Origin of the sequence: Amycolatopsis sp. cg5, assembly GCF_041346955.1 — a bacterium.
Classification (GTDB): domain Bacteria; phylum Actinomycetota; class Actinomycetes; order Mycobacteriales; family Pseudonocardiaceae; genus Amycolatopsis.
Genome location: NZ_CP166849.1, coordinates 5,569,193 through 5,590,297, shown reverse-complemented (window position 1 = coordinate 5,590,297; position 21,105 = coordinate 5,569,193). Strand labels below are relative to the sequence as shown.

The 21,105-nt window shown below is 65.7% G+C and carries 16 protein-coding genes; 10 read left to right on the top strand and 6 right to left on the bottom strand.

The genetic code is table 11. From position 1 onward, the window contains the following. The first annotated feature begins 299 nt into the window (after positions 1-299). Together AB5J62_RS24705 and AB5J62_RS24700 are read left to right on the top strand one after the other, a co-directional pair. On the top strand, positions 300-1,436 hold the full coding sequence (locus tag AB5J62_RS24705) for a hypothetical protein (RefSeq protein ID WP_370942317.1): 1,137 nt from the start codon (positions 300-302) through the stop codon (positions 1,434-1,436). Continuing rightward, positions 1,433-2,257, top strand: a complete 825-nt coding sequence (locus AB5J62_RS24700; protein ID WP_370942316.1) for a hypothetical protein — start codon at positions 1,433-1,435, stop codon at positions 2,255-2,257. The genes AB5J62_RS24705 and AB5J62_RS24700 overlap by 4 nt, the downstream gene beginning before the upstream one ends. 161 nt (positions 2,258-2,418) lie before the next feature. On the opposite strand, the gene AB5J62_RS24695 is transcribed toward AB5J62_RS24700, so the two are convergent. Further along, positions 2,419-2,856, bottom strand: a complete 438-nt coding sequence (locus AB5J62_RS24695; RefSeq protein ID WP_370942315.1) for a hypothetical protein — start codon at positions 2,854-2,856, stop codon at positions 2,419-2,421. A 210-nt stretch (positions 2,857-3,066) separates the two neighbouring features. Between AB5J62_RS24695 and AB5J62_RS24690 the strand changes: the two genes are divergently transcribed. Both AB5J62_RS24690 and AB5J62_RS24685 read left to right on the top strand, forming a co-directional pair. After that, positions 3,067-3,693, top strand: coding sequence for a response regulator transcription factor (locus AB5J62_RS24690; protein WP_370942314.1), 627 nt, complete (start codon positions 3,067-3,069; stop codon positions 3,691-3,693). Between the two features lie 117 nt (positions 3,694-3,810). After that, positions 3,811-4,446, top strand: a complete 636-nt coding sequence (locus tag AB5J62_RS24685; protein WP_370942313.1) for a response regulator transcription factor — start codon at positions 3,811-3,813, stop codon at positions 4,444-4,446. 102 nt (positions 4,447-4,548) lie between these two features. Here AB5J62_RS24685 and AB5J62_RS24680 read toward each other — a convergent pair whose 3' ends face one another. The 5 genes from AB5J62_RS24680 to AB5J62_RS24660 form a co-directional block, all read right to left on the bottom strand. Next, on the bottom strand, positions 4,549-5,472 hold the full coding sequence (locus tag AB5J62_RS24680) for a PHB depolymerase family esterase (RefSeq protein WP_370942312.1): 924 nt from the start codon (positions 5,470-5,472) through the stop codon (positions 4,549-4,551). A 94-nt stretch (positions 5,473-5,566) separates the two neighbouring features. Beyond that, positions 5,567-6,976 carry an NAD(P)/FAD-dependent oxidoreductase gene (locus tag AB5J62_RS24675; protein ID WP_370942311.1) on the bottom strand — a complete coding sequence of 470 codons (1,410 nt, stop codon included), beginning with the start codon at positions 6,974-6,976 and terminating at the stop codon, positions 5,567-5,569. Between the two features lie 62 nt (positions 6,977-7,038). Then, on the bottom strand, positions 7,039-8,070 hold the full coding sequence (locus AB5J62_RS24670; protein ID WP_370942310.1) for a hypothetical protein: 1,032 nt from the start codon (positions 8,068-8,070) through the stop codon (positions 7,039-7,041). A 113-nt stretch (positions 8,071-8,183) separates the two neighbouring features. Next, positions 8,184-8,561 (bottom strand): nuclear transport factor 2 family protein, encoded by a 378-nt coding sequence (locus AB5J62_RS24665; protein WP_370942309.1) that lies wholly within the window; start codon positions 8,559-8,561, stop codon positions 8,184-8,186. A 267-nt stretch (positions 8,562-8,828) separates the two neighbouring features. After that, positions 8,829-9,692, bottom strand: coding sequence for a thioesterase family protein (locus tag AB5J62_RS24660; RefSeq protein WP_370942308.1), 864 nt, complete (start codon positions 9,690-9,692; stop codon positions 8,829-8,831). Positions 9,693-9,968: 276 nt separating this feature from the next. On the opposite strand from AB5J62_RS24660, the gene AB5J62_RS24655 reads away from it, so the two are divergent. The 6 genes from AB5J62_RS24655 (at position 9,969) to AB5J62_RS24630 (ending at position 21,100) form a co-directional block, all read left to right on the top strand. Then, positions 9,969-10,796 (top strand): SAM-dependent methyltransferase, encoded by an 828-nt coding sequence (locus AB5J62_RS24655; protein WP_370942307.1) that lies wholly within the window; start codon positions 9,969-9,971, stop codon positions 10,794-10,796. A gap of 63 nt (positions 10,797-10,859) precedes the next feature. Further along, positions 10,860-12,041 carry an acyl-CoA dehydrogenase family protein gene (locus AB5J62_RS24650; protein WP_370942306.1) on the top strand — a complete coding sequence of 394 codons (1,182 nt, stop codon included), beginning with the start codon at positions 10,860-10,862 and terminating at the stop codon, positions 12,039-12,041. Next, entirely contained in the window at positions 12,038-12,904 is an 867-nt protein-coding gene (locus AB5J62_RS24645; RefSeq protein ID WP_370942305.1) for a hypothetical protein, read from the top strand. Before AB5J62_RS24650 ends, AB5J62_RS24645 begins: the two co-directional genes overlap by 4 nt. Then, the gene (locus AB5J62_RS24640; RefSeq protein ID WP_370942304.1) at positions 12,897-13,397 is read left to right on the top strand and encodes a nuclear transport factor 2 family protein; all 501 of its coding nucleotides are present in this window, start codon (positions 12,897-12,899) and stop codon (positions 13,395-13,397) included. The genes AB5J62_RS24645 and AB5J62_RS24640 overlap by 8 nt, the downstream gene beginning before the upstream one ends. Next, positions 13,394-14,974, top strand: a complete 1,581-nt coding sequence (locus tag AB5J62_RS24635) for a PfaD family polyunsaturated fatty acid/polyketide biosynthesis protein (protein WP_370942303.1) — start codon at positions 13,394-13,396, stop codon at positions 14,972-14,974. The genes AB5J62_RS24640 and AB5J62_RS24635 overlap by 4 nt, the downstream gene beginning before the upstream one ends. 27 nt (positions 14,975-15,001) lie before the next feature. Further along, positions 15,002-21,100, top strand: coding sequence for an SDR family NAD(P)-dependent oxidoreductase (locus tag AB5J62_RS24630; RefSeq protein WP_370942302.1), 6,099 nt, complete (start codon positions 15,002-15,004; stop codon positions 21,098-21,100). Positions 21,101-21,105 lie beyond the last annotated feature (5 nt).

Genomic DNA, 21,105 nt, shown 5'->3' with positions numbered 1-21,105 from the left:
TTTTCTTATGCGATTTTTCGAGTAAATCCATAGTTAGTCGGCCGGATATCTGAAAAGATGTCAATGATCGCATCGGCGGGGGTTCCTCGGCGTATGCAGGCGGGAGTTTTGCGTGGTGAAATCCTAGGTTGTGATCGTTCTGATCACAACCTTACGCGTGAGAGTTGCACGATACGGGCAGAGTTTCTCGTTAAATGGTGCCGATTGACTAAATTTGTTCCGTGGTGTGGAACCGTCGTTGGCGTGCTCGGTGAGCGACGGAATATAGTGCGATCTCCTTTTCGATTGAGGTGGTGTGGATGTCCGCCGGTTCTCACGCGACGCAGGCCGACCTGTTGGCAACGGCGTTCGCCGGACTCGGCCAGATCGTCGCCGATCCCGCCGATCTTCATTTCGGGCTCACCTTCCGGATTGCCGGTCCGCCACCGTCGGTCGCCGAATTGCGAGCCAGGGTGGCTGAACGGGTGGGTGCGTCATCCCCGCTGGCCGAGCGGCTCGTCTGGGCTGAGGGCGCTCGGTGGGAACGAGCTGCGGACTTCGACCCGGCGGAGCATGTGCGGGAGCTCGGCGGCTCAGGACCGGCAGCCGTGCGGAGCTTCGCAGCTCTGCCGGGACGGCCGCCGTGGATGCTGCTGGTGGAGCCTGCTGAATCCGACTGGCGGCTACATTACCTGGTGCATCACGCTCGGCAGGACGCGCAAGCCGCGCTGCGTACCGTCGTCTCACTGCTCGGCGAGGGGAGAACCGGATCCTCCGCGCCCTCGCGTCCGCCGGGCTGGTGGACACCCGGCTCACTTGTTCCTGGAGTGTTGCGTACCTTGCGGACAGGGCAGCCGACAGCCGGAACTCCCGACGAAACGAAGCGCGAGTTCGCGGAACGCGTCATTCCGGTCAGTATCCTGCGGGAGGTCGCCGACGCGCGCAAGATCACAGTCAACCAGGTGTTGTTGTCGGCGCTGCGCCGGGCTGGCGGCCCCCGTGAAGTGCTCATGCCGTTGAGCATTCGCGACGGCGCGGACAGCGAGTTCGTCAACCGGATCGCGCTCACCCGGGTGGCGTTGACCAGTGACCGGGCCGTGCGGCGAGACTCGCGACGGCGGCGGGTGGCCCGTGAACGCCAGGCTTGGCGTTTGCTGTCGAACGGCCGGAACGATCGTTTGGCGGGCTGGATGCTGCGCCGGATCACCAACCCGGCGACGATGACGGCTACCGTGTCGAACCTGCGGGTGGACGAGCGAATCACGTTACTGGGGAAGGAAGTGCTCGGCATCTCCGCCATTCCATGGCTCCCGCCGGGGCATCGTTGGTTCGCGCTGCTGGTCACCTACCTGGCCGACACGACGTTGACCGTGCTGGCCCAATCCGAAGCCGACAAGCTGGTCGATGCCTGGGTGTCGGCTGTGGACGACATGCGACGTAGGGAAGACAGACGATGAGCGTGCTGGTGACCGGTGCGTCGGGCACTGTCGGCGGTGCCACGGCGCGGTTGCTGGAGGGCCGGGTGCCGATCGTGTCGGCCGGGCGTCGCGTGCAAGCCTTGCCGTCCAGCATGCCGGGGGTCCGTCTCGACTACGACGATCCGTCCACCTTTCCGGCCGCGCTGCGGGGTGTCTCGACGATCTACCTCATCTGCCCGCCGGCCGATCCGGACGCGGGCAGCCGGTTGCTGCCCTTCATCGACGCCGCCGCCGACGCCGGGGTGGAGCACATCGTCGTCAACTCGGCGCCGATCGCCGGGCTCGACAAGGACTTCTCGCTCAGTCTTGTCGAACGAGCGGTGGAACAGAGCGGCTGCCACTGGACCCATCTGCGTTCCCAGTGGTACGCCAGCAGTCTTACCACCGGTGTGTTCGCACCGCTCACCGCCTCGGGTGATCTCGCCTTGCCACTGGGAAGCGGCAGAATCGCCTTCGTCGATCCTGGAAATGTCGCGGCGGTCGCCGCTGCCGTGCTGAGGGAACCGGGTGAACACCGAGGGCGGGTCCATGACATCACAGGTCCGGAGGCGCTCGATGGGCCGCGGCTCGCCCAGGTGCTGAGTGATCATGGAAGCCCGGTGCGCTATCGCGACGTGTCCGACGAGGAGTTCCTCGCTTGGTGCCGTGCGGTCCTCGGTGTCCCGTCCGGCGTCGCCGAGTTCGTCCTCGTGTTGCTCGCGGCGGCCCGTGCCGGGCATACGGCTAGCACCACAGGCACCATCAAGGCGCTGACCGGACGTCCGGCCACGAGCCTTGGCGAGTTTCTCGCGGCGCGGTGATACTCGAGGGGCGCCTGGTCCTCATTCGGGATCCGGCACGTCGTGGCGGCCTGAAAGGGCGCGCAAAGCGCGCCAGTGTTTCACTGAGCTACTTCATCGGCGGGTGAAAACCCGGAGCCAGTAGGTGTCTCCTGTTTCATGGCAGGCTAAACCGCCTGAGGTCATCGCCAGGGAAGGCGACGGTCTATGGTGTAGCCGGCTCGCCGCGACAAGGAGATCTTCGCTCCGGGGATCGCCCAGGCCGTTCGCCTGCCTTTCTTGATCCAGATGACTCGGCCGATGCAGGCCAGATCGTTGAGGATCTCGCACGCGCGGTTCTCGTGGATGCGCAGTGCGTTCGCGACTTCGATCGTCCGCATCATCGGGCGGTCCATCTGGTCCGCACGCTGGAGCAGCCACAGGATTTGCCCAATGTGAGACCACAACGGGTCCTTGTCGAACGCCTCGCGTACTCGTTTTTCCATGTGCTGGCGGCAAGAAGGTGCGTACATGTCCAGCGGTGCCGAGTACCGGCGGACGGCCTTGCACGCGTTGCCCGCGCGGGTCTCGAGTCGGCACAGTGGTTTGACCGCCTGCTCGCAGGCGATTTCGCCGAGCATTAACTCTCCTCAGTGACCGTGGTGGGAGAAGGCACGAGGCGTTCATGGTCTCGAGCCAGACTCGCAACGCCGGAAAGGGCTTGTCCAGCCAGAGAATCTGAGACCTTCAGACATTGACCAGCGAGCGGTCAGTCGACATTCACAGGGTTGAGAGATCGTGAAGTCTGTTGGTACAGGCTGTGCCAGCAAGAATATAGAGCGGGAGGGAAAATGGTGAAACCGGTATGCGTAGCGGTGCAGGCGTCCGACCCGTTCACGGGGGCCGGGCTCCTGAGCATCCTGCGGACTCGCCGAGAGTTGATGGTGGTCGACCGGAGTGAACTGACGGTGCGGGACGTGTTGGTCATCCAGATCGATCGGATGACCTCCAAGGCGGTCGCCGATTTGCGGAGCGACGGCACCAAGGACGGCGTCTCGAAGGTGCTATTGGTCGGAGAGTTGAGAGAACAAGACATCTTGACCGCGGTCGAGTGTCGGGTCGTGGCCGTTCTCCCGCGCGCTCAGACGTCGTTCGACCGCCTGGTCGAAACGATTGTGGCAGTTGGCCCCGGCAAAGGGAGCTTCCCTCCCGACATGCTCGGTCAACTCATCGATGGCGTGCGGCGGCTGCAACAGGAGATTCTGCTGCCACGCGGGCTCGGCACGGCCGGTCTGACTCCACGTGAGGTGGACGTGCTGAGGCTGATGGCTGACGGGGACGACACCGCCGAGATCGCCGACAAGCTGTGCTACTCGGAGCGGACCGTCAAGAACACCATCTACGGGATGACCAGCCGGTTGAACTTGCGCAACCGGCCACATGCGATCGCGTTCGCCATGCGTGCCGGAGTGATCTAGAGCGTTTCGAGAGCAGTGGTGGTCGCCGCCGAGCCCTGGTAGCGCACAGTAATGTAGGCGTTTTGAAGTAGTCGCCACCAAGCTTGCTCACTCGGATGCTCGAGGGGAGTGGGCCGCGTGGACGTTGTGAAGGTGCTGGTACACACGAACGATGAGCTCACCGACAAGGGCGTGACCGCCATGTTGAGCTCGGACGAGCGGCTCAGGGTCGTGCCGAACAGTCTGAACGTTCGTCCGGACATCGTTGTGGTGGCCGTGGACGGCGTGGCCAGGAGCACTACGTTCGCGTCGCTGCGGCGATTCCAAGGCGGGGCCGGAAAGCGTCGGTCCCGTGCGGTTGTCATAGCCGATCGGTTCCGTTCGGAAGACCTGCTTCTGGCCATCGAATGCGGGGTGACGGCTCTGCTGTTCCGGACCGAGGTCAAGGAAGACATGCTGGCTTCCGTCGTTCTGGCGGTGAGTTGCGGGGCGGCCGTGATGTCGCCTCGGCTTCAAGGAAGCTTGCTTGAACAGATAGGTCAGCTGCAGGCTCAGGTGCTCATTCCCGCAGGCCTGACGCTTGCCGGTATCGAAGAGCGTGAGCGGGACGTCCTGCAGCTGGTCGCCGAGGGATACTCCACCGAGGAGATCGGTGCCCGGCTCACCTATTCCGAAGGAACCGTGAAGAACGTGTTGTACGGTCTGATGGCCCGGCTGCATTTCAACTCGCGTTCCCAGGCGGTCGCCTACGCCCTCCGCGCCGGTGTCATCTGACTTCTTCGGCTGTGGCCCGATCCTGGTGGATCGGGCCACAGCCGACGAGTGTCCCTTGTCGCGGGTCCGGTCACTCACCTGGTGTTGCCGGATCGATACTGGTCACGGCAAAGGATGGGCGGTGAAGAACTGCCAGATCAACGCGGAAGCGTCAGGATCCGCGGCCGGCCAATCATGCCCTAACCCGTCGATCTTCACGTGTTCGAGCGAGCAACCCTGCCATTGCCGGTAGGTGACGCGACCTTCGACGCGGCTCGTCGAACCGTCGCACCCGTCACGTACGGCCCACGCCGCCAGCCAGGACGGAATCGAGGGCAAGCCCTTGTCCGGGTTACCGGTATAGGGGATGACGGTGTCCGCGGTGCCGTGGAAGTCCTTGATGGGCACGTGACGCGTCGGGTTGCAGGCGCCCGCTTCCGAGTAGAAGGCGCCGGCGACCGGTGCGAAAGCGGCGATTCGATCGGCGAGGCGGCAGGCCAGCAGGCCGGTGAAACCGCCGCCGTTCGACTTACCCGACGCGTAGATACGGTGCGTGTCGACGCACAGCGCCTTTTCGAGTGTGGTGAGCAGGTCCTTGGTGAACTGGACGTCGTCGGCTTTGGCCGAGTAAGGGGCGCCTTGCCAAGCGGATCTGCCGTCGGTTCCGGTCTCGCCCTGCGGGTAGACCGCGATCGTTTTCAGTTTGGAGAAGCCGGTCAGCTGCTCTTGGAATTCCATGGTCGAGCCGTGGCCATGGAACGACAAGGCGAGCGACAACGGCTGATCCTTCGAGTACGCCGTGGGCAGGTGGACCCTGAACTTGCGGTTTCTTCCACCGGAGCTCAGCGTGACGTTGGTCGAAGCGCCCACCTTGTACGGGGCGGTTTTGCCGCAGCCGCTCGACGCGGCCGCCGCCGAGGTCGACGCCACTGCGGTGTTACAGGCGGAGACGAGGGGAAGCGTTGCCAGCGCGGCGATGAGCAAGGCGAATGTGCGTCGCATTTTTCCTCCAGGAAGGTCGATGCAACCGTGACACAGGATGTTCACTGGCCCGTGTTATGTACATAGAGTTCGAGGCTCGGGAGATACGTTCTCATTTGCCCGTTTTGGTGAGTTTCCGGCCACGGCTCGAACTCGGCGGCTACTTGGCATGCTGGGGATGAGCGCTTGGGGTTGGCAGCGACGACTGCTTGGGCGGGCTCATCGCCGCGCGGGCGATCCGCGCGATGAGACGAGGACGCATCAAGACGGTCGGTTTGGCCACCATGTGCATGATCTTGATGAAGCAGAGGTACATCTCTTCGTCGCCGGGGATCGTGCGGATCCAGGCGTCCATCACCTTTTGCTGCATCCGGAGTCCCCATGACGATTCCCCGCCCTCTTGCCAACCTCGGTCCGATGCGGTCGACATCATCCACGGCAGCATGGTCATCCGGGCAAGGCGGCGCTGGAAACCACGGAGCGAGTCCGTGGGGTTTCCCTTGGCCTTGGTGAGCAGTTGACGCAAAACCAGCGCTCCTTCCGCCGCCACGGTGATCCCTTGACCGTAGAGCGGGTTGAAGGAGCAAACCGTGTCGCCGATGGCGACCAGGCCCTTCGGCCACGGCAGCCGATGATAGGCACGGCGGGTGTTCACCGTGTCGCGGTAGACGTAGACCGGTGAACGAGGAGTGAGCCTGGAGATGAGATTCCCGATGCCGTCCTGGAGTGAGGCGGCGAACTCGCGGTAGCCGGCCTCATCTCCCTGTGGGTAGTCGCCTCCCGTGCCCTGCATGGCGATCAGGACCTGGTCGTCCTCGATGCGCAAACCGAGGCAGCCGCGTGAAACATGCGGCGCCGCGGTCATGTGCCCCAGTACCTTCCAATCGAAGTCGACGTCCTTCGGCACGTCGAAGAGCCGGGTGGCGTAGCCGAGCCGGGGATTCACCGTCGAAACCTTGGTCTCGGGCAATCCGGCGTTCTTCAGCCAGTCCGGGAGATGGCTGGACCGGCCACTCGCGTCGACCACCAGCTCCGCGCGGACCTCCGCGGTGACGCCGTCGCTCTTCTGCGTTCGTTCGAGGATCTTGACCCCGGTCACCGTTCGCGTCGGCTTGTCATAGAGCAAGCCCACTACGCGGCAGCCTGCTTGGTAGCCGACGTTGGGCAGAGCCAGAACCTTCGCCTGCAGCGCGGCGTCCAGCAAGGGCCTACTCAACCCCTGCGACGGAATCCCGCTTTTCGCTCTTGGCGCGATGCCGTCGGCGAACACGATCCGGGTGTGCAGGCCGAAGTCGAATACGGGCGAGTTGTATTCGCCCAGTTCCGCGTGGATGTCGGGGAAGAGCTCCTCGATGATCTGCCTGCTGCGGCCGAGCGCCAGGTGGGGGTGGCGCGCCTGCGGAACACCGCTGCGGAACGCGCGGGTCGTCCCCTCGCCGTCGCGTTCCACGATCGTCACCGTGCGATAGTGGTCGGCCAGTACCCGCGCGGTCAGCAGGCCAGCTATGCCGGCGCCGATGACCAGCGCATGGCCGCCACGTCGTGATTCACGATCTTCTTTGCGATTCACTGGAGTATCCCTGCCTTGGTCGAGTGGCCGCTTTGTTCGGTGCCGTGTCGGCGAGCGTGAGGTCAGCTCCCCGTCACCAGCGAGATGTCGTTGGTGAGCCTGATCTGATCCGGAACCATGTACCGGTCTGAACCGTAGGACCAGTCGAGATTGCCCCGCATCCATGCCCGCAGGCCGTTCGCGTACAGACTGATCGCGTTCTTTTCGGCGCCGCTGATCCCACGCCAGGTGGCCAGCAGGTCTTTCAGCTCGGCGCGGGCGTCGGTGAATTCGTTCACCCAGCGCGCCACATCGACGTAGACGGCATCGATGGCGTCTTGCAAGCCCATGTCCCGTTCCCGTGCGAGCACCAGCACTCCATTGGTCGTCTCGCCGACGGCCAGCTCCTTACTCAGGGAGAACACGTCGTTGACCCAGCACACCACGTCGACCGCGCGGTCGCGCATGGTGCGTAGCGGGGTGGACTCATGCAACAGCGGCAGGACTTCCCGACCCCGCCCCAATTCGAGCAGATCGATGGCAAGCAGCGTGCCGCTCGACGACGGACGCAGTTGTGCATAGCCGAGCAGGTTCGGTGTGTGCCCGGACTGACGGTTGATCGCTTCATACTTGAAACAGCTCAGGAAGTGAATCGTGTGCTGAATGAATCGCATCTTCCAGTGTGTGCTCTGGCCAGCGGACATTTGCTTCCAGAGTTCGGCGAGCAATGCGTCCAGCCGAGTCGAAGCCTTGGACGGCGGGCCGTCCACGTTCAGCAGGCCCAGCATCCTCGTCGCGGATTCGTCGTACTCCCAAGCGGGTTTGTCATAGCAGTCATCGATCACGAAGGCCCAGGTGAACCAGCCGGCTGCGGCCTCAAGGCTTTCCTCGGGGATATCCGGGTAGCTGCGCGCCATCAGGTCGCCGAGGTGCGTGCGAGCCAGCCTGGTGCGCGACTGGTCGTTGTCCAGCAGATCGAATCGCTCTCCCCACTCCAGGATGTACCGTTCGAGTACGCCGACGTGGGGAGAGATCTGAGACGGCAGCTTCAGGATCGGATGCCCGTGTGGAGGGTCGAGTCTGAGCGTTTCGCGGGTTTGCAGCGTGCTGTCCATGGCGTCAGGCGCCTCCCGATCAGTCATTGACCAGTAGCCTCCGGGTAGGTCGTCTGGCACAGACGACAGCTGCGGGCTCCGAGTCCCGGATCCGGCGTTGAGGTGTCAGGACCTTATGCCAAGCCCTCGAGCTTGAGGTGCTTGGCCGTCTGAGTCGTTTCTTCGTCGTAGTAGTCGGTCCACACCGTGATGAGACCGTTCTTGACAACGAAGTAGCCCATGATCTCGAGATTGATGACGATTCCTGTCCTGTTCCATGTCCAGGTGTCGGAGCGGCGGTTCATCACGATCTCGCCGTCCTGGATCTGGTCCCGGATGATCATTTTCAGGCCGTGAGCGAGTGTGAATAGACCTTCGCAGGTTTGTTTGATCGCGTCTCGCCCGACAATGGCCGGGGGCATTGGGACGTTCGTGTAAACGGCATTCTCGTCGACCAGTTCAGCCGCGGCGGCGAAGTCGTACCTGCCGAGAGCCTCGAAGAATTCCGTCACGATCGCCGACGAGTCTCGTGTGGCAACGGGTTCGATCGCAGATGTGGAATTTGTCATCGCTCACTTGCCTTCCGGAAATGACGTCGGCATGGCCGGCGGAGGAATGGGCGCTCATTGAGAATTTGCTCAATGTGCTGGCGAATTGATTCATTGTCTCTGGGTAGAGATATTTCGAGGTTGTGCACGGGCGCCGCTCGCGGGAGGAGGGCGGTGTCCGTGTCCGGTCTGAGCTCTGGTATCACGATGTATACCACTGCCCCGTCTGGGCTACATCTCGCTGTTCCAGGCCCTGGAACTCGCCCTGGATGGGCCGTTCTTCTCCTGGTCGTCGCACGGGATGCGCACACCCGCGAACTGGGTGGCCTGTCCGACGAGTTGGCCTTCCGTGTCCCATGCTGTGGCGATCTCGACCATCCGGTCCGCCCCGGCGTCGGTTGCCTGCAAACTCACCCGGAGGGGGCCGGTGGCGGGAAGCCTGCGCAGATAGGCGCTCAGTTGGAGGGTCGGAGCCCAGCCGGGCAGGCCGAGGTCGAAGGAGGCCGGCGGCGCGGGGTCGAGCGCGACCAGCAGGCTGAACGGATCCCATGGGGAGCCGTCGGCGAGCCGCTGCCAGGTGGAGAAGGTGCCGAACCCGGTTGGAAAGGTCAGTGAAGCTGGGGCGATGCGAGTCTCCACGACCGTCATCAGCCGTTCCGGATAGCCGCGTCCGCCGTCCACTGACATTCGGACGCAGTCCTCCTCGGCGGGCAGGTTGACTGGGGACGACCCGCTCCACCACGCGCTCGACCTGGTCATTTGCCCCTGGGTGATCAACGCTTCGACGCATGGCTCGTCCCGCTGGCTCAGGCGGGCCCGTAGCTGGGTGCTGTTTTTCCCTGTTCGCAGCCGCTCAACCTCGACGACCGCCTTACCGAATTCGGGTGGCCGGGAGAACGACGCGCTCAGCGCGGTCGGGTACGGCTGGTTTGGCTCGCCTGTCCGTGCGGCGGCCCGTGCGATGACGGCGAGCAGGTAGCCACCGTGCAGTTTGTCCGCAATACTCCACTGTGGATCCAGTTCGGCCTCGAATCGGCGGAGATTGTGTGCTTGCCCGACGTCTCGGACAGAGGTGGCTGCCTCGAAGGTTCCCACAGGTGCATTCCCTTCTGTCAGGGCTCAGTCGGGGTCTGGGTCGGAAGTTTGCTGTCGCGATTCGGTCGATGTCAACGTCCTGACCAGAGGTCGGAGCTTGGTCGCAATACGCTGTTCCAGGAGGCGGAACGGCGCCTTGTGATCGAGCTGTGTGTCAGTACTATCCGGATATACGTTTTAGCCATTTGGACCTGTGATCGGATGTCGATGGTGGTCAAGGGCAGAATTCTGCCATGTCGGCCGAAATTGCTGGTTTCTGCATGGTGAGGAAGTCAAATGGCGGCAGCTGAAATAGTCAGTGGTGCGCGGGTTTATGACTACTATCTGGGTGGTACGCACAATCTTGAAATAGATCGTGCTTTCGTTCGAAAAGTTCAGTCCTTCATTCCTCGTGTCGGTGATTATGTCAAAGAGAATCGCGCAGCTTTGGGTCGCGTGGTCAAGACTGCTTACGACATGGGGTTCCGACAGTTCGTCGACATCGGTTCTGGCATTCCGGCCATCGGCAATGTGCACGACGTACTCGACCGACACGTGCCTGCGAATCGTGTGCCGGATGCTCGCGTTGTTTACATTGACAACGAAGTCGCCGCGGTCACGCACGCCCAAGAGGTGCTGGCCTCCGGAGGAGATCCCACACGTCACCGGGCCCTGAACGCCGACCTGCTGAGGCCGGAGGAGCTGTGGAGCCAGGTCGTCGCGACGGGAATCCTCGACATGGAGGCCCCGATCTGCCTGATCGCGTTCGCGGTCCTGCACTTCATCAAGGACGACCGTGATCCCGACGGTGCGATGGGCTGGTATCGCGATCGGTTGCCAGCGAAAAGCATGCTGGCGCTGTCGACGATGACCAACGAGGCGCCGGAGTCCCCTGCGGAAGCCGAGTCGCTGCGCCGGCTCGTCAGCGCTTACGAAGGAACGACAAACCCCGGTCAATTGCGGACCACTGCCGAATTCAGCAGGTTCTTCGGTGACTTCGATCTGATCAGTCCTGGACTGTGCTATGCGCCGTCATGGCGGCCCGATTCCAGCGGCTTGTTCGACGTTCCCTCCGAGTCGAGATTCCTTGTCGGGGTGGGGCTCAAAGGTGCCGGTGCGGGCTGAGACCGGTCACGCAAGCCGTGTTCGCCGCAGAGCTTGTGGCGCACTGTCCCACATTGGAGAGCGATGGAATTCGCGTACTCGAAGCGTCATGCCGAACTCAGACAGCGTGCCACGGAGCTGGTGAAGCAGCTCTCGTCGTATGAGGACGAGTGCGAGTGGAACGGAAGCCTGTCGCCGGAGAGCAGGCAGTCTGTCAGGGCGATCGCGCTGGACAGCGGGCTGGCCTCGATGAATGCACCGGTCGAGCTCGGCGGCGCCGGGCTTTCCTGGCTCGAACAGGTTGTCGTCGAGGAGGAACTGGGGAAGCTGACGAACGGCCTGTGGGCGGCGGTCTGGCGTCCCACGGCCGCGTTGCTGCTCGCCAGCACTCCGGAACAGCGTGAGCGCTACCTCGTTCCCGAAATCCGCGGTGCCCGGTTCGGCGGGCGTGCGGTGACCGAGCCCACGGCAGGCTCTGATCCGCGTCAGATCGCGACCACCGCGGTTCGTACGGGTGGCGGCTACCGGATCAGTGGCGAGAAGTGGTTTGTCACCTTGGGCGATATCGCCGACTACTTCGTGCTGCTCGCGGTGGTCCAGCCGGACAACGCGCCGACCATGTTCCTGGTCGACAAGAATCTCCCCGGCGTCGAATGCGTCGAAGTCCCGCGCTACACACACCAGTTCGCGTTCGCGCACCCGCATTTCAGGTTCACCGACGTCGAGGTCGGTGCGGACGCGGTGCTCGGCACGGTCGGTGGAGGGCTCCAGTTGAGTCAGGCCACCTTCTTCGAGGAGCGGGTGCTGGTGGCGGCCCACGCGGTGGGCGCAGCCGAGCGGGCGTTGACGCTCGCCTCCGATTGGGCACGGCAGCGGGTGCAGGGCGGCGATCGGATCATCCGGCACCAGCTCATCCAGGCCATGCTGGCCGATTCCGCGATCGAGCTCGCGCTCAACCGGACCTTCGTGCACCAGGTGGCCTGGGATATCGATCGCGGGCATGACTTGAAGACGCTCAACGCCAAGGTGGCGATGGCGAAGGTCTCCGCCACCGAGTCGGCGGGCCGGATCGCCGACCGGGCGGTTCAGATCTTCGGCGGGCGCGGCTACATACGGGACAACCCCGTGGAACGCGTCTACCGGGATGTGCGGGTCGACCGGATCTGGATGGGCACCTCCGAGGTGCAGCGCCTCGTCATCGCGAACGAGATCGACAAACGGGGCATATCCGGATTGGTTCACTTCGCCGAGCAGGGGGGGTCATGAGCGCGCCGTCGATCGAGCGGTCGCTGGTGCGCAAGGCACATCAGGTGCTCGATCCGTTCCACGCGCTGACTTACCTGGCTCCGCACTGTGGTGCGGCGTTTCACGCGGTGGGCCTGACCGGTCTCTGGGACGGCTACTTCGGTGGCCGGTCGGCGCCGCTGGGGGCGGTCGAGCCGGCGGCGGTCAGCGCTGTCTTCTATCACTTCAAGCCATCGATGGTGGCGGATGCGATGGCAGGCCTGTGGGACAGAGCCACCCCCGAGCAGGCTCTGCAGGCACGATTGGCCGGAATGGATGCCGCTCTGCGTTCCTTGCTGCCCGGAGCGACAGGTAACAGGGAGATCGCGGAGGCGGCCGCGCTGGCGGCAGGGGCGGCCGCAGCGATCTCCGTGCCTGCCAGACCGCTCGGTGCCGCGAACCAGGCACTGCTTGTTCCCCTCCACCCTCATTTGGCGCTGTGGCAGGCCATCACCACGCTCCGCGAGTTCCGTGGCGATGGCCACGTGATCGCATTGGCCGAGGCCGGACTCGACGGCGTCGAGGCGCTGGTCACGGCCGTTGCAGCGGGAATCGAACGACGAGCCAGCATTCAAGCGCGCAGAGGCTGGACCGATGATGAGTGGGCTGCCGGTGAGTGCCGTCTGGCCGAACGTGGGCTGCTCGCCGCGGACGGCTCGCTGACCGAAACCGGATGGCAGGTCAGAAAGACGGTCGAGGATCGTACGGACCACTTCGCCGAGCCGCCGTTGCGAGCGCTGGGCGCGCGGGCGGTCGCCCGGATGCTCGAGATCGTCAGCCCGCTCACCGAACAGGTGGTCACCGGGCTCCGACCTGGGAAGAAGGTGACCAGTCAGCGTGTTTGATCTGATCGGGGTACGGCCGCGAGTGGCGGAGGTCGCCGATCGGCTCGCCTTGCGAGCACTCGTCGACAGCTACGCCTACGCGGTGGACAACCGGCAACCGGAACAGTTCGCAGAGCTGTTCTGCGCGGACGGCTGTCTCGTGATGCCGCACCCGGCAGGCCGCGATCGGACCAAGCTGGTGTTCGACGGCAGCGACGGCTGGGCAAGAGCCTTCGCGATCCTGGCGCCGTTCAACGCCACGACTCATTTCGTGGGCAACCACCTGGTCTCGATAACCGGGGACGACGCGACCGGGGAAACCTACTGTCTCGCCCATGAACTCTACGATAAGGATGGAGCACAGCGGATGATCGTGCGCTGTGTTCGTTACACGGACAGCTATGTGCGGGTCGGCGGCGAATGGTTCTTCCGCACCCGCGACCTGAGCGTCGACTGGCTCGATGATCAGGTGCTGCACGCGCCCTCCGGAGACCGGTTTTGGGGCGCGCGATGACCGCCGAGCCGCTGCTTCCGGCGACCGACGTCACGTTCGACGAAGTCGGGCTGCTGGCAGCGACGAGGAGTGTCAGGAAGCACAGCCGGGTCGTCAGGGACAGGCGTACGCGATCGATAGGGCTGGCGACGGGTGTCGCGCCGTTGCCACCGGAGGTGGAGCTGCTCGGCACCTTGCCTCCCACCTACCCGGAGTGGCTTGGTGACCGTGACTTCCTCACCGAGCACGGCGCTCGCTTCCCCTACGTCGCGGGCGAGATGGCCAATGGCATCGCGGGCACGCGCATGGTGGTGGCCATGGCCGAGGCGGGCATGCTCGGCATCTTCGGCGCGGGCGGCCTCGCCCCCGCGGAGATCGAATGCGCACTCGCCGAGCTGACCAAGTCCTTACGAGGCAGGCGGAACTGGGGCGTCAACCTGATCCACATGCCCGGAGCACCGGAACTCGAGGACCGCGTCGCGGACCTCCTGATCGCTGCGGGCACACCCATCGTCTCCGCCTCCGCGTTCATGGAACTCACACCCGCCGTGGTCAGGTGCTCTGCCGCAGGGCTGACCGTGGACAGGCAAGGCCGCATCGTCCGGCGTACGAAGCTGATCGCGAAGGTCTCGCGTCCCGAGATCGCCGAGCAGTTCATGGCACCGGCCCCGCCGCAGATTCTCGAGCACCTGGTCACCCGCCGCCTCCTTTCGGCCACCGAGGCGTTGCTGGCGCGGAAGATCCCGGTGGCGCAGGACGTGACCGCGGAGGCCGACAGCGGTGGTCACACGGATAACCGGCCGCTGAGCGTGTTGCTGCCTTCGCTGCTGGCCTCGCGTGACACCATGTCGAGCCGACTGCGGGTCCCAGCCGTGCGTGTCGGCGCTGCCGGGGGGATCGGGACGCCCGCAGCGGTGGCCGGCGCGTTCGCGACCGGTGCGGCTTACGTGGTGACCGGCACGATCAACCAGACCGCGGTAGAGGCGGAACTGTCCGGCGCGGCCAAGGAACTGCTCGCACAGGCCGATCTCATGGACGTGTGCATGGCGCCCGCATCGGACATGTTCGAGCTTGGAATCAAGCTCCAGGTGCTGCGCCGGGGAACGATGTTCGCGGGCCGGGCCGCGCAGCTTTACGAGCTGTACCAATCTTTCGACTCGTTCGAGAGCATCCCCGCGCAACGGCGTCAGGTGCTGGAACGGACCGTACTGGGCGAGTCGTTCCAGTCCGCGTGGACCGCCACCCGAGCCTACTGGCTGCACCGTGACCCCGGCCAGGTGGCTCGCGCCGAACGCGATCCCCGGCACCTGATGGCTCTGGTCTTCCGGTCGTATCTGGGACGTTCCAGCCAGTGGGCCATCGACGGCACACCCGCGCGACGGACCGACTTCCAGATCTGGTGCGGGCCGGTCATCGGCGCCTTCAACCGCTGGATCGGTGACAGTTTCCTGAGCCACGCGGAAAACCGCACGGTGGCACAGATCGGCTTGAACCTGATGGAGGGGGCGGCCGTGGTCACCCGAGCTCAGCAGCTGCGCAGTTCCGGTGTGCCCGTGCCCTCGGCCGCCTTCTCCTTCGTCCCACGGCCGCTGGCCTGACGAACCACTTGCCGACGCGGAGGTCCCTTGAATACTCCTTGTACCCCGACCCAGCCACCTATCGCCGTGGTCGGCATCGGCGCACACGCGCCGGGCGCGCCGGACGCGGCGGAGTTCTGGCGCGTGGTGCTCGACGCCAGGGACATGATCAGGGATGTCCCGCCAACGCACTGGCTGCCGCAGGACTACTACGACCCGGATCCAGGCGCCGAGGATCACACCTACTGTCACCGTGGAGCCTTCCTCGACCCGGTGGACTTCGACTCGTTCGCGCATGGCATTCCCCCGGCGACCCTGGCCGCCACCGACACCACACAGCTACTCGCCCTCCGGGTGGCGGAACAGGTCCTTGCCGACTGCGGGGTGCTGAACGACGGCGCTGTCGATCGGGAACGGGTCAGCGTCATCCTCGGCACGGCCGCGCTGGAGTTGCTGCACACCATGAGCAACCGGATGCAGCGCCCGGTCTGGCTGCGCGCCTTGCGTGAGAGCGGGATCGCCGAGCCGCAGGCACTGCAGGTCTGTGACCGCATCGCCGGAAGCTATCCGGCGTGGCAGGAAGCGACCTTCCCCGGCCTGCTCAGCAACGTGGTCTCCGGACGGATCGCGAACCGGTTCGACCTGCACGGCACCAACTACACCACCGACGCCGCCTGTGCGAGTTCGCTGGCCGCTGTGTCCGGCGCCATCAACGAACTCGCGCTGGGCAACGCCGACCTGGTGATCACCGGCGGCGTCGACACGCTGAACGACATCGTCATGTACATGTGTTTCAGCAAGACGCCCGCGTTGTCCAAATCCGGTGACTGCCGCCCGTTCTCGGACGCGGCCGATGGCACGATGCTGGGTGAGGCACTGGTGATGGTCGCGCTGAAGCGCCTGGCCGACGCCGAACGAGACGGTGACCACGTCTACGCGGTGATCCGCGGTGTCGGCTCGTCCTCCGACGGCAGGGGCTCCGCCATCTACGCCCCTGCCGCGCCGGGGCAGGCGCGCGCGCTGCGGCGGGCGTACGCCGCTGCGGGATACGGACCGGAAACAGTCGAGCTGATCGAGGCGCACGGGACCGCGACCGCCGCCGGTGACGTGGCCGAGTTCACGGCGCTGCGCGAGGTGTTCGACGAATCCGGGCGCGAGGACCGCCAGTGGTGCGCGCTGGGGTCGGTGAAGTCCCAGATCGGCCACACCAAGTCGGCCGCGGGCGCGGCGGGACTACTCAAGGCCGTGCTCGCGCTCCAGCACAAGACCTTGCCGCCCACGATCAAGGTGGACCGGCCGAATTCCGCACTGGAACTCGAGAACAGCCCGTTCTATCTCAACACCCGTCCGCGGCCGTGGGTCCGGCCCGCCGGTCACCCGAGGCGCGCGTCGGTGTCCAGCTTCGGATTCGGCGGCACGAACTTCCACATCACGCTGGAGGAGTACGTGCCCGCTACTGATGCCACGGCGAAAGCGGCGCCGCGGATGGAGGCCGCGCCGACCCAGCTGGTGCTGCTGAGCGGGGATTCGGGCGCTGACGTGATCGAGCAGGCCGGTGCGCTCGTGTCGGCCGTCATCGAGGACGGGCGGTCGTTACCCGACGTGGCCCGCCAGAGCCAGCGTTCGTACGACTACGCGGCCGCGGCCCGGATGTGCCTCGTCGTCAGCGACGGGGCGGATCTCGAAGAGCAGGTGTCGAAGGTGACGGGCGTGGTGCGCGCCGGCTCGGATGCCCCCGTCAGCACGCCAGCCGGGTTGTGCTTCGACCGGACTCCCGCCGAACCAGGCCGGGTGGCGCTGCTGTTCTCCGGGCAGGGAAGCCAGTACGTGGGTATGGGGGCTGACCTCGCCATGCATTATCCGGTGGCGATGGCGGCCTGGGATCGGGCCGCCGACCTGTCGGTCGGTGACCGGCCATTGCACCAGGTGGTTTCCCCGCGACCTGCCTTCACCGAGGAGGAGCGCCTACGTCAGCAGACCCTGTTGACACAGACCGAATGGGCGCAACCCGCACTGGCCGTCCAGAGTGTCACGCAGCTGTCCGTGCTGCGTGCGCTGGGTGTCAAAGTGGACTGCGTGGCGGGTCACAGCTTCGGGGAGCTGGTCGCGTTGCACGCCGCCGGTGTCATCGACGAACCGACGCTGCTGAGACTCGCGAGGGCGCGGGGCACAGTGATGGCGGACGCCGCCGACGGTCCTGGTGCCATGCTCGCTGCCGAACTCGACCGGGACGAGGCTCGTCGGATTGCCGGGCAACTCGCCGGGGAAGTGTGGCTGGCCAACATCAACAGCCCGAAGCAGGTTGTGTTTTCCGGACAGGTTGAGGCGATCGCGAGGCTGAGCGACAGGCTCGCTGCCGATGGCGTCACAGCACGGCGTCTGCAGGCGTCCGCCGCGTTCCACACGCCGATGCTGAGCGCCGCGCGCGAGCGCTTCACGGAAGAGACAGAGCGTGGCGAGTTCCGGAGTCCGGCGATCGAGGTCTACGGCAACGCCGACGCCGACCCGTATCCCGTCGAGCCCGCGCTCATCCGCCGGAGGCTCGCTGACCACTTGCTGGCGCCTGTGCGCTTCGCGGACCAGATTCAGGCCATGCACAAGGCAGGCGTGCGCACGTTCATCGAAGTCGGCGCGAACGAGGTGCTGAGCAAGCTGGTCCGCGAAACCCTGGATGGCGAGCACCATCTCGCGGTCAGCCTGGACCGCAAAGGCGTGCATGGCGTCACCGCACTTCAGCGGGCGCTGGGCAGGCTCGCGGTGGCGGGTGTCGTGCTCGATCTCGAGGCTTCACAGGAGGCACGGACTACGCGCACCACCACGAACGGTGCGGAGAGCGACCGGAAGTCCGCGGCCACCGTCCGCATCTGCGGCACGAACTTCGGGAAGCCGGATGTCCCGGCGGTGAGTGCGCAGAGCGTGCCGGTTGACGGCGCCGCGCCGCCCGCGCTCCCGGATCCGCCGGCCCAGGCATTGACTCCCGCCGCCTTGCCTGGGCCGGCGGATCCGTCAGTGGAACCGCTGGCACCTGCCGCTCCCTCCGGGGCTGTCGCGTCGGCCTTCGAGCAGGCACAGCGGCAGGCCGCGGAAGCACATGCCGAGTACCAGCGACTGACCGCCGACGCTCATTTCGCCTATCTCCGAGTGGCTGAAACCGCTTTACGGGCTCTTGTGGGGACTTCAGCCGAGGAAGCCGGTCCCGAGTGGGGACCGGTGCTCGGCAGCTCCGAGATCGACGACCGAGCGCTGATCGCGCCGCCATCAACCGAGAAGCCCGCCGACCCGATCGAGGATTCGGGTTCGTCGGGTGATGTGGGTGAGGTGTTGTTGGATGTTTTGACGGAGAAGACGGGGTATCCGAGGGAGGTTTTGGAGCCTCATTTGGAGTTGGAGGCTGATCTGGGTATTGATTCGATTAAGCGGGTGGAGATTTTGTCTTTGCTTCGTAAGCGTTTTCCTGCCGCGGTGGAGCTTGATGCCGCGGAGGTCGCGCGGTTGCGTACTTTGGGCGAGGTTGTCGCGCGTTATCGGGGGGCTTCGGTTGATACCGGCCCTTCGGCGCTCGTGGAGGTGCCTACTTCGGATTCGGGTTCGTCGGGTGATGTGGGTGAGGTGTTGTTGGATGTTTTGACGGAGAAGACGGGGTATCCGAGGGAGGTTTTGGAGCCTCATTTGGAGTTGGAGGCTGATCTGGGTATTGATTCGATTAAGCGGGTGGAGATTTTGTCTTTGCTTCGTAAGCGTTTTCCTGCCGCGGTGGGACTTGATGCCGCGGAGGTCGCGCGGTTGCGTACTTTGGGCGAGGTTATCGCGCGCTACCGCGGGGTTTCGGCGAGCGCCGATTCGCCGGCGCCTGGCGTGGACGTCGCCTACCCGGTTTCGGACTTGTCGCGTGCCGTCACGGTAATGCGCCCGGCGCCCGCTCCCGGACTGGAATTGCCGGGTATGCGCCTAGGCGTCGTGACCGTCGTGGACGGAGGGGCTGGGCTCGCGTCGCTGGTCGCGGCGAAGCTCCAGGAGCGCGGTGTCAAAGCGGAAGCGAACGTGTGCGCGGGGCCGGAGACCGCCGTCCTGATCTCGCTGCACGGTCTTCGGCCGGTGACCTCAGCCACCGATGCCATCGCCGTCAACCGCGAGGTGTTCACGGCCGCGCGCGAGATCGCCGAGAGTTTCGCCGGACTCGGTGGGACGTTCGTGGTCGTCCAGGACACCGGCGGTGACTTCGGGCTGAGTGGCGCCGGTGACCGCGCCTGGCTTGGCGGGCTGGCCGGGCTCGCCAGGAGCGTCGTCAAAGAGTGGCCCCGAAGCGTGGTCAAGGTGGTCGACTGTGAGCGGGGCGGACAGTCGGCAGAGGAGCTGGCCAGCACACTGGTGGCCGAGCTGTTCGGTGGCGGCGCGACCACCAATGTGGGCCTGCGTGCGGACGGGGCCCGCGAGGCATTGTTCGATGAGCTGCTACCCGCTGATGTCACTCTGAAGTCCCCCGTGCACAGGGGGTCGGTGATCGTGGCCACCGGAGGAGCCCGCGGCGTGACGGCGGCGGCACTGCTCGCGCTGGCCGAGGAGCACCAGCCGACACTCGTGCTACTGGGCCGCAGCGAACTCGGTGAGGAGCCACCGGTACTGGCGGGCATCACCGGCAAACGTGAGCTTCGACAGCGGATCGCCGCGCTGCCTTCGCGCACAGGGCGGCCTTGGCTGAGCGTCGCCGAGATCGAAGCGGAGACCACGCGGGTGCTTGCGGCGCGGGAGATCCGGGCGACACTGTCCGCCGCGGCGGCAGCAGGCGCCGTTGTCCGCTATCTGGCGGTGGACGTACGTGACGCTGGGGCCGTCCGTGAGGCGCTGGATCGCGTGAGGTCGGAGTTCGGGCCGGTGACCGGGCTGGTGCACGGCGCCGGCGTGCTCGCCGACGCCCGGCTGGCGGACAAGCCCGATGCGCAGTACGAGGCGGTGTTCGGCACCAAGGTGGCGAGCCTGGAGGTCTTGCTCGCCGCGACCGCCGCCGACCCGCTGGACCTGTTCGTCGTCTTCTCGTCGGTCGCGGGGCGCTTCGGAAACCCCGGCCAGACCGACTACGCGATGGCGAACGAGGTGCTGGCGCAGGTCGCGTCCGAGGTGGCAGCACGGCGGCCCGGGTGCGTCGTGCGGTCCATCGCCTGGGGGCCATGGGACGGCGGCATGGTGGGACCCGAGCTGCGGGAGCGTTTCCTCGGCAACGGTGTGCCGTTGATCCCCCAAGCCGCCGGAGCCGCGGCGTTCGTGAGCGAACTGACGCTGGGCTCGGCGCCGACTCGGGTCACGGTCGCCGCGGGAGCGCAACCGGAGCCGTTTGGCGGCGAAACCGAGCCCACGCCGGTGGGTGCCGTCGTGGTGCACCGCGACACCCATCCGTACTTGGCGGACCATGCGATCGCAGGCACTCCGGTGTTGCCGATGGCGTTGGTGCTCGACTGGTTCACCGGGGTGGCGAGCGCGCTTTCCCCTGGCCGCGAGACCTTGGTGTTGTGGGATTTCGAGGTCGTGAACGGGGTACGGCTGCCCGAATTCGCCGCGACGGGGCACCAGCTGACGATCACCGCGGCACGTACGGACGTGCTGGGCAGTCCGCGCTGGCGGCTGGTACTGGCCGACGTGGACGGGCGGGTGCGCTATCGCGCCACCGCCGGTGAAGGCTCCGAAGCCCACCCGCGGGCCTGGGGCCCGGCAGAGGAGAGAAGCGGGTTCGCCATCGCCGGCCGTCACTACGGAGGGCCGGTGCTGTTCCACGGTCCCGCTTTCCACGCCCTTGGCGAGCCCGAGTGGGTTTCCGAGTCCGGGGCCGCCACGCCGCTGGTGGGAATCCGCGAGTTGCCCGGCTGGCCGCGGGACGGCTGGCACATGGATCCGGGCGCGGTCGACGCCTGCTTGCAGCTGGCTCTGCTGTGGGCCGCGAGTGCGTGCGGCGCGGTGTGCTTGCCCACCAAGGTCGACGAGGTGCGAGTGCTGCACCGCGGTCCGGTCGAGGCGCCCGCGCGTGGTGTCCTCGTTGCGGTCGAGCGGGACCCGGTCCAGCCGGTCTGTGACGTCGCGCTGGTCGCGGGCGACGGTGCCGTGCTGACCGAACTGCTGGGCGTGACCATGATCCGTCGGCCGGAAAACCGCGATTGAGGAGA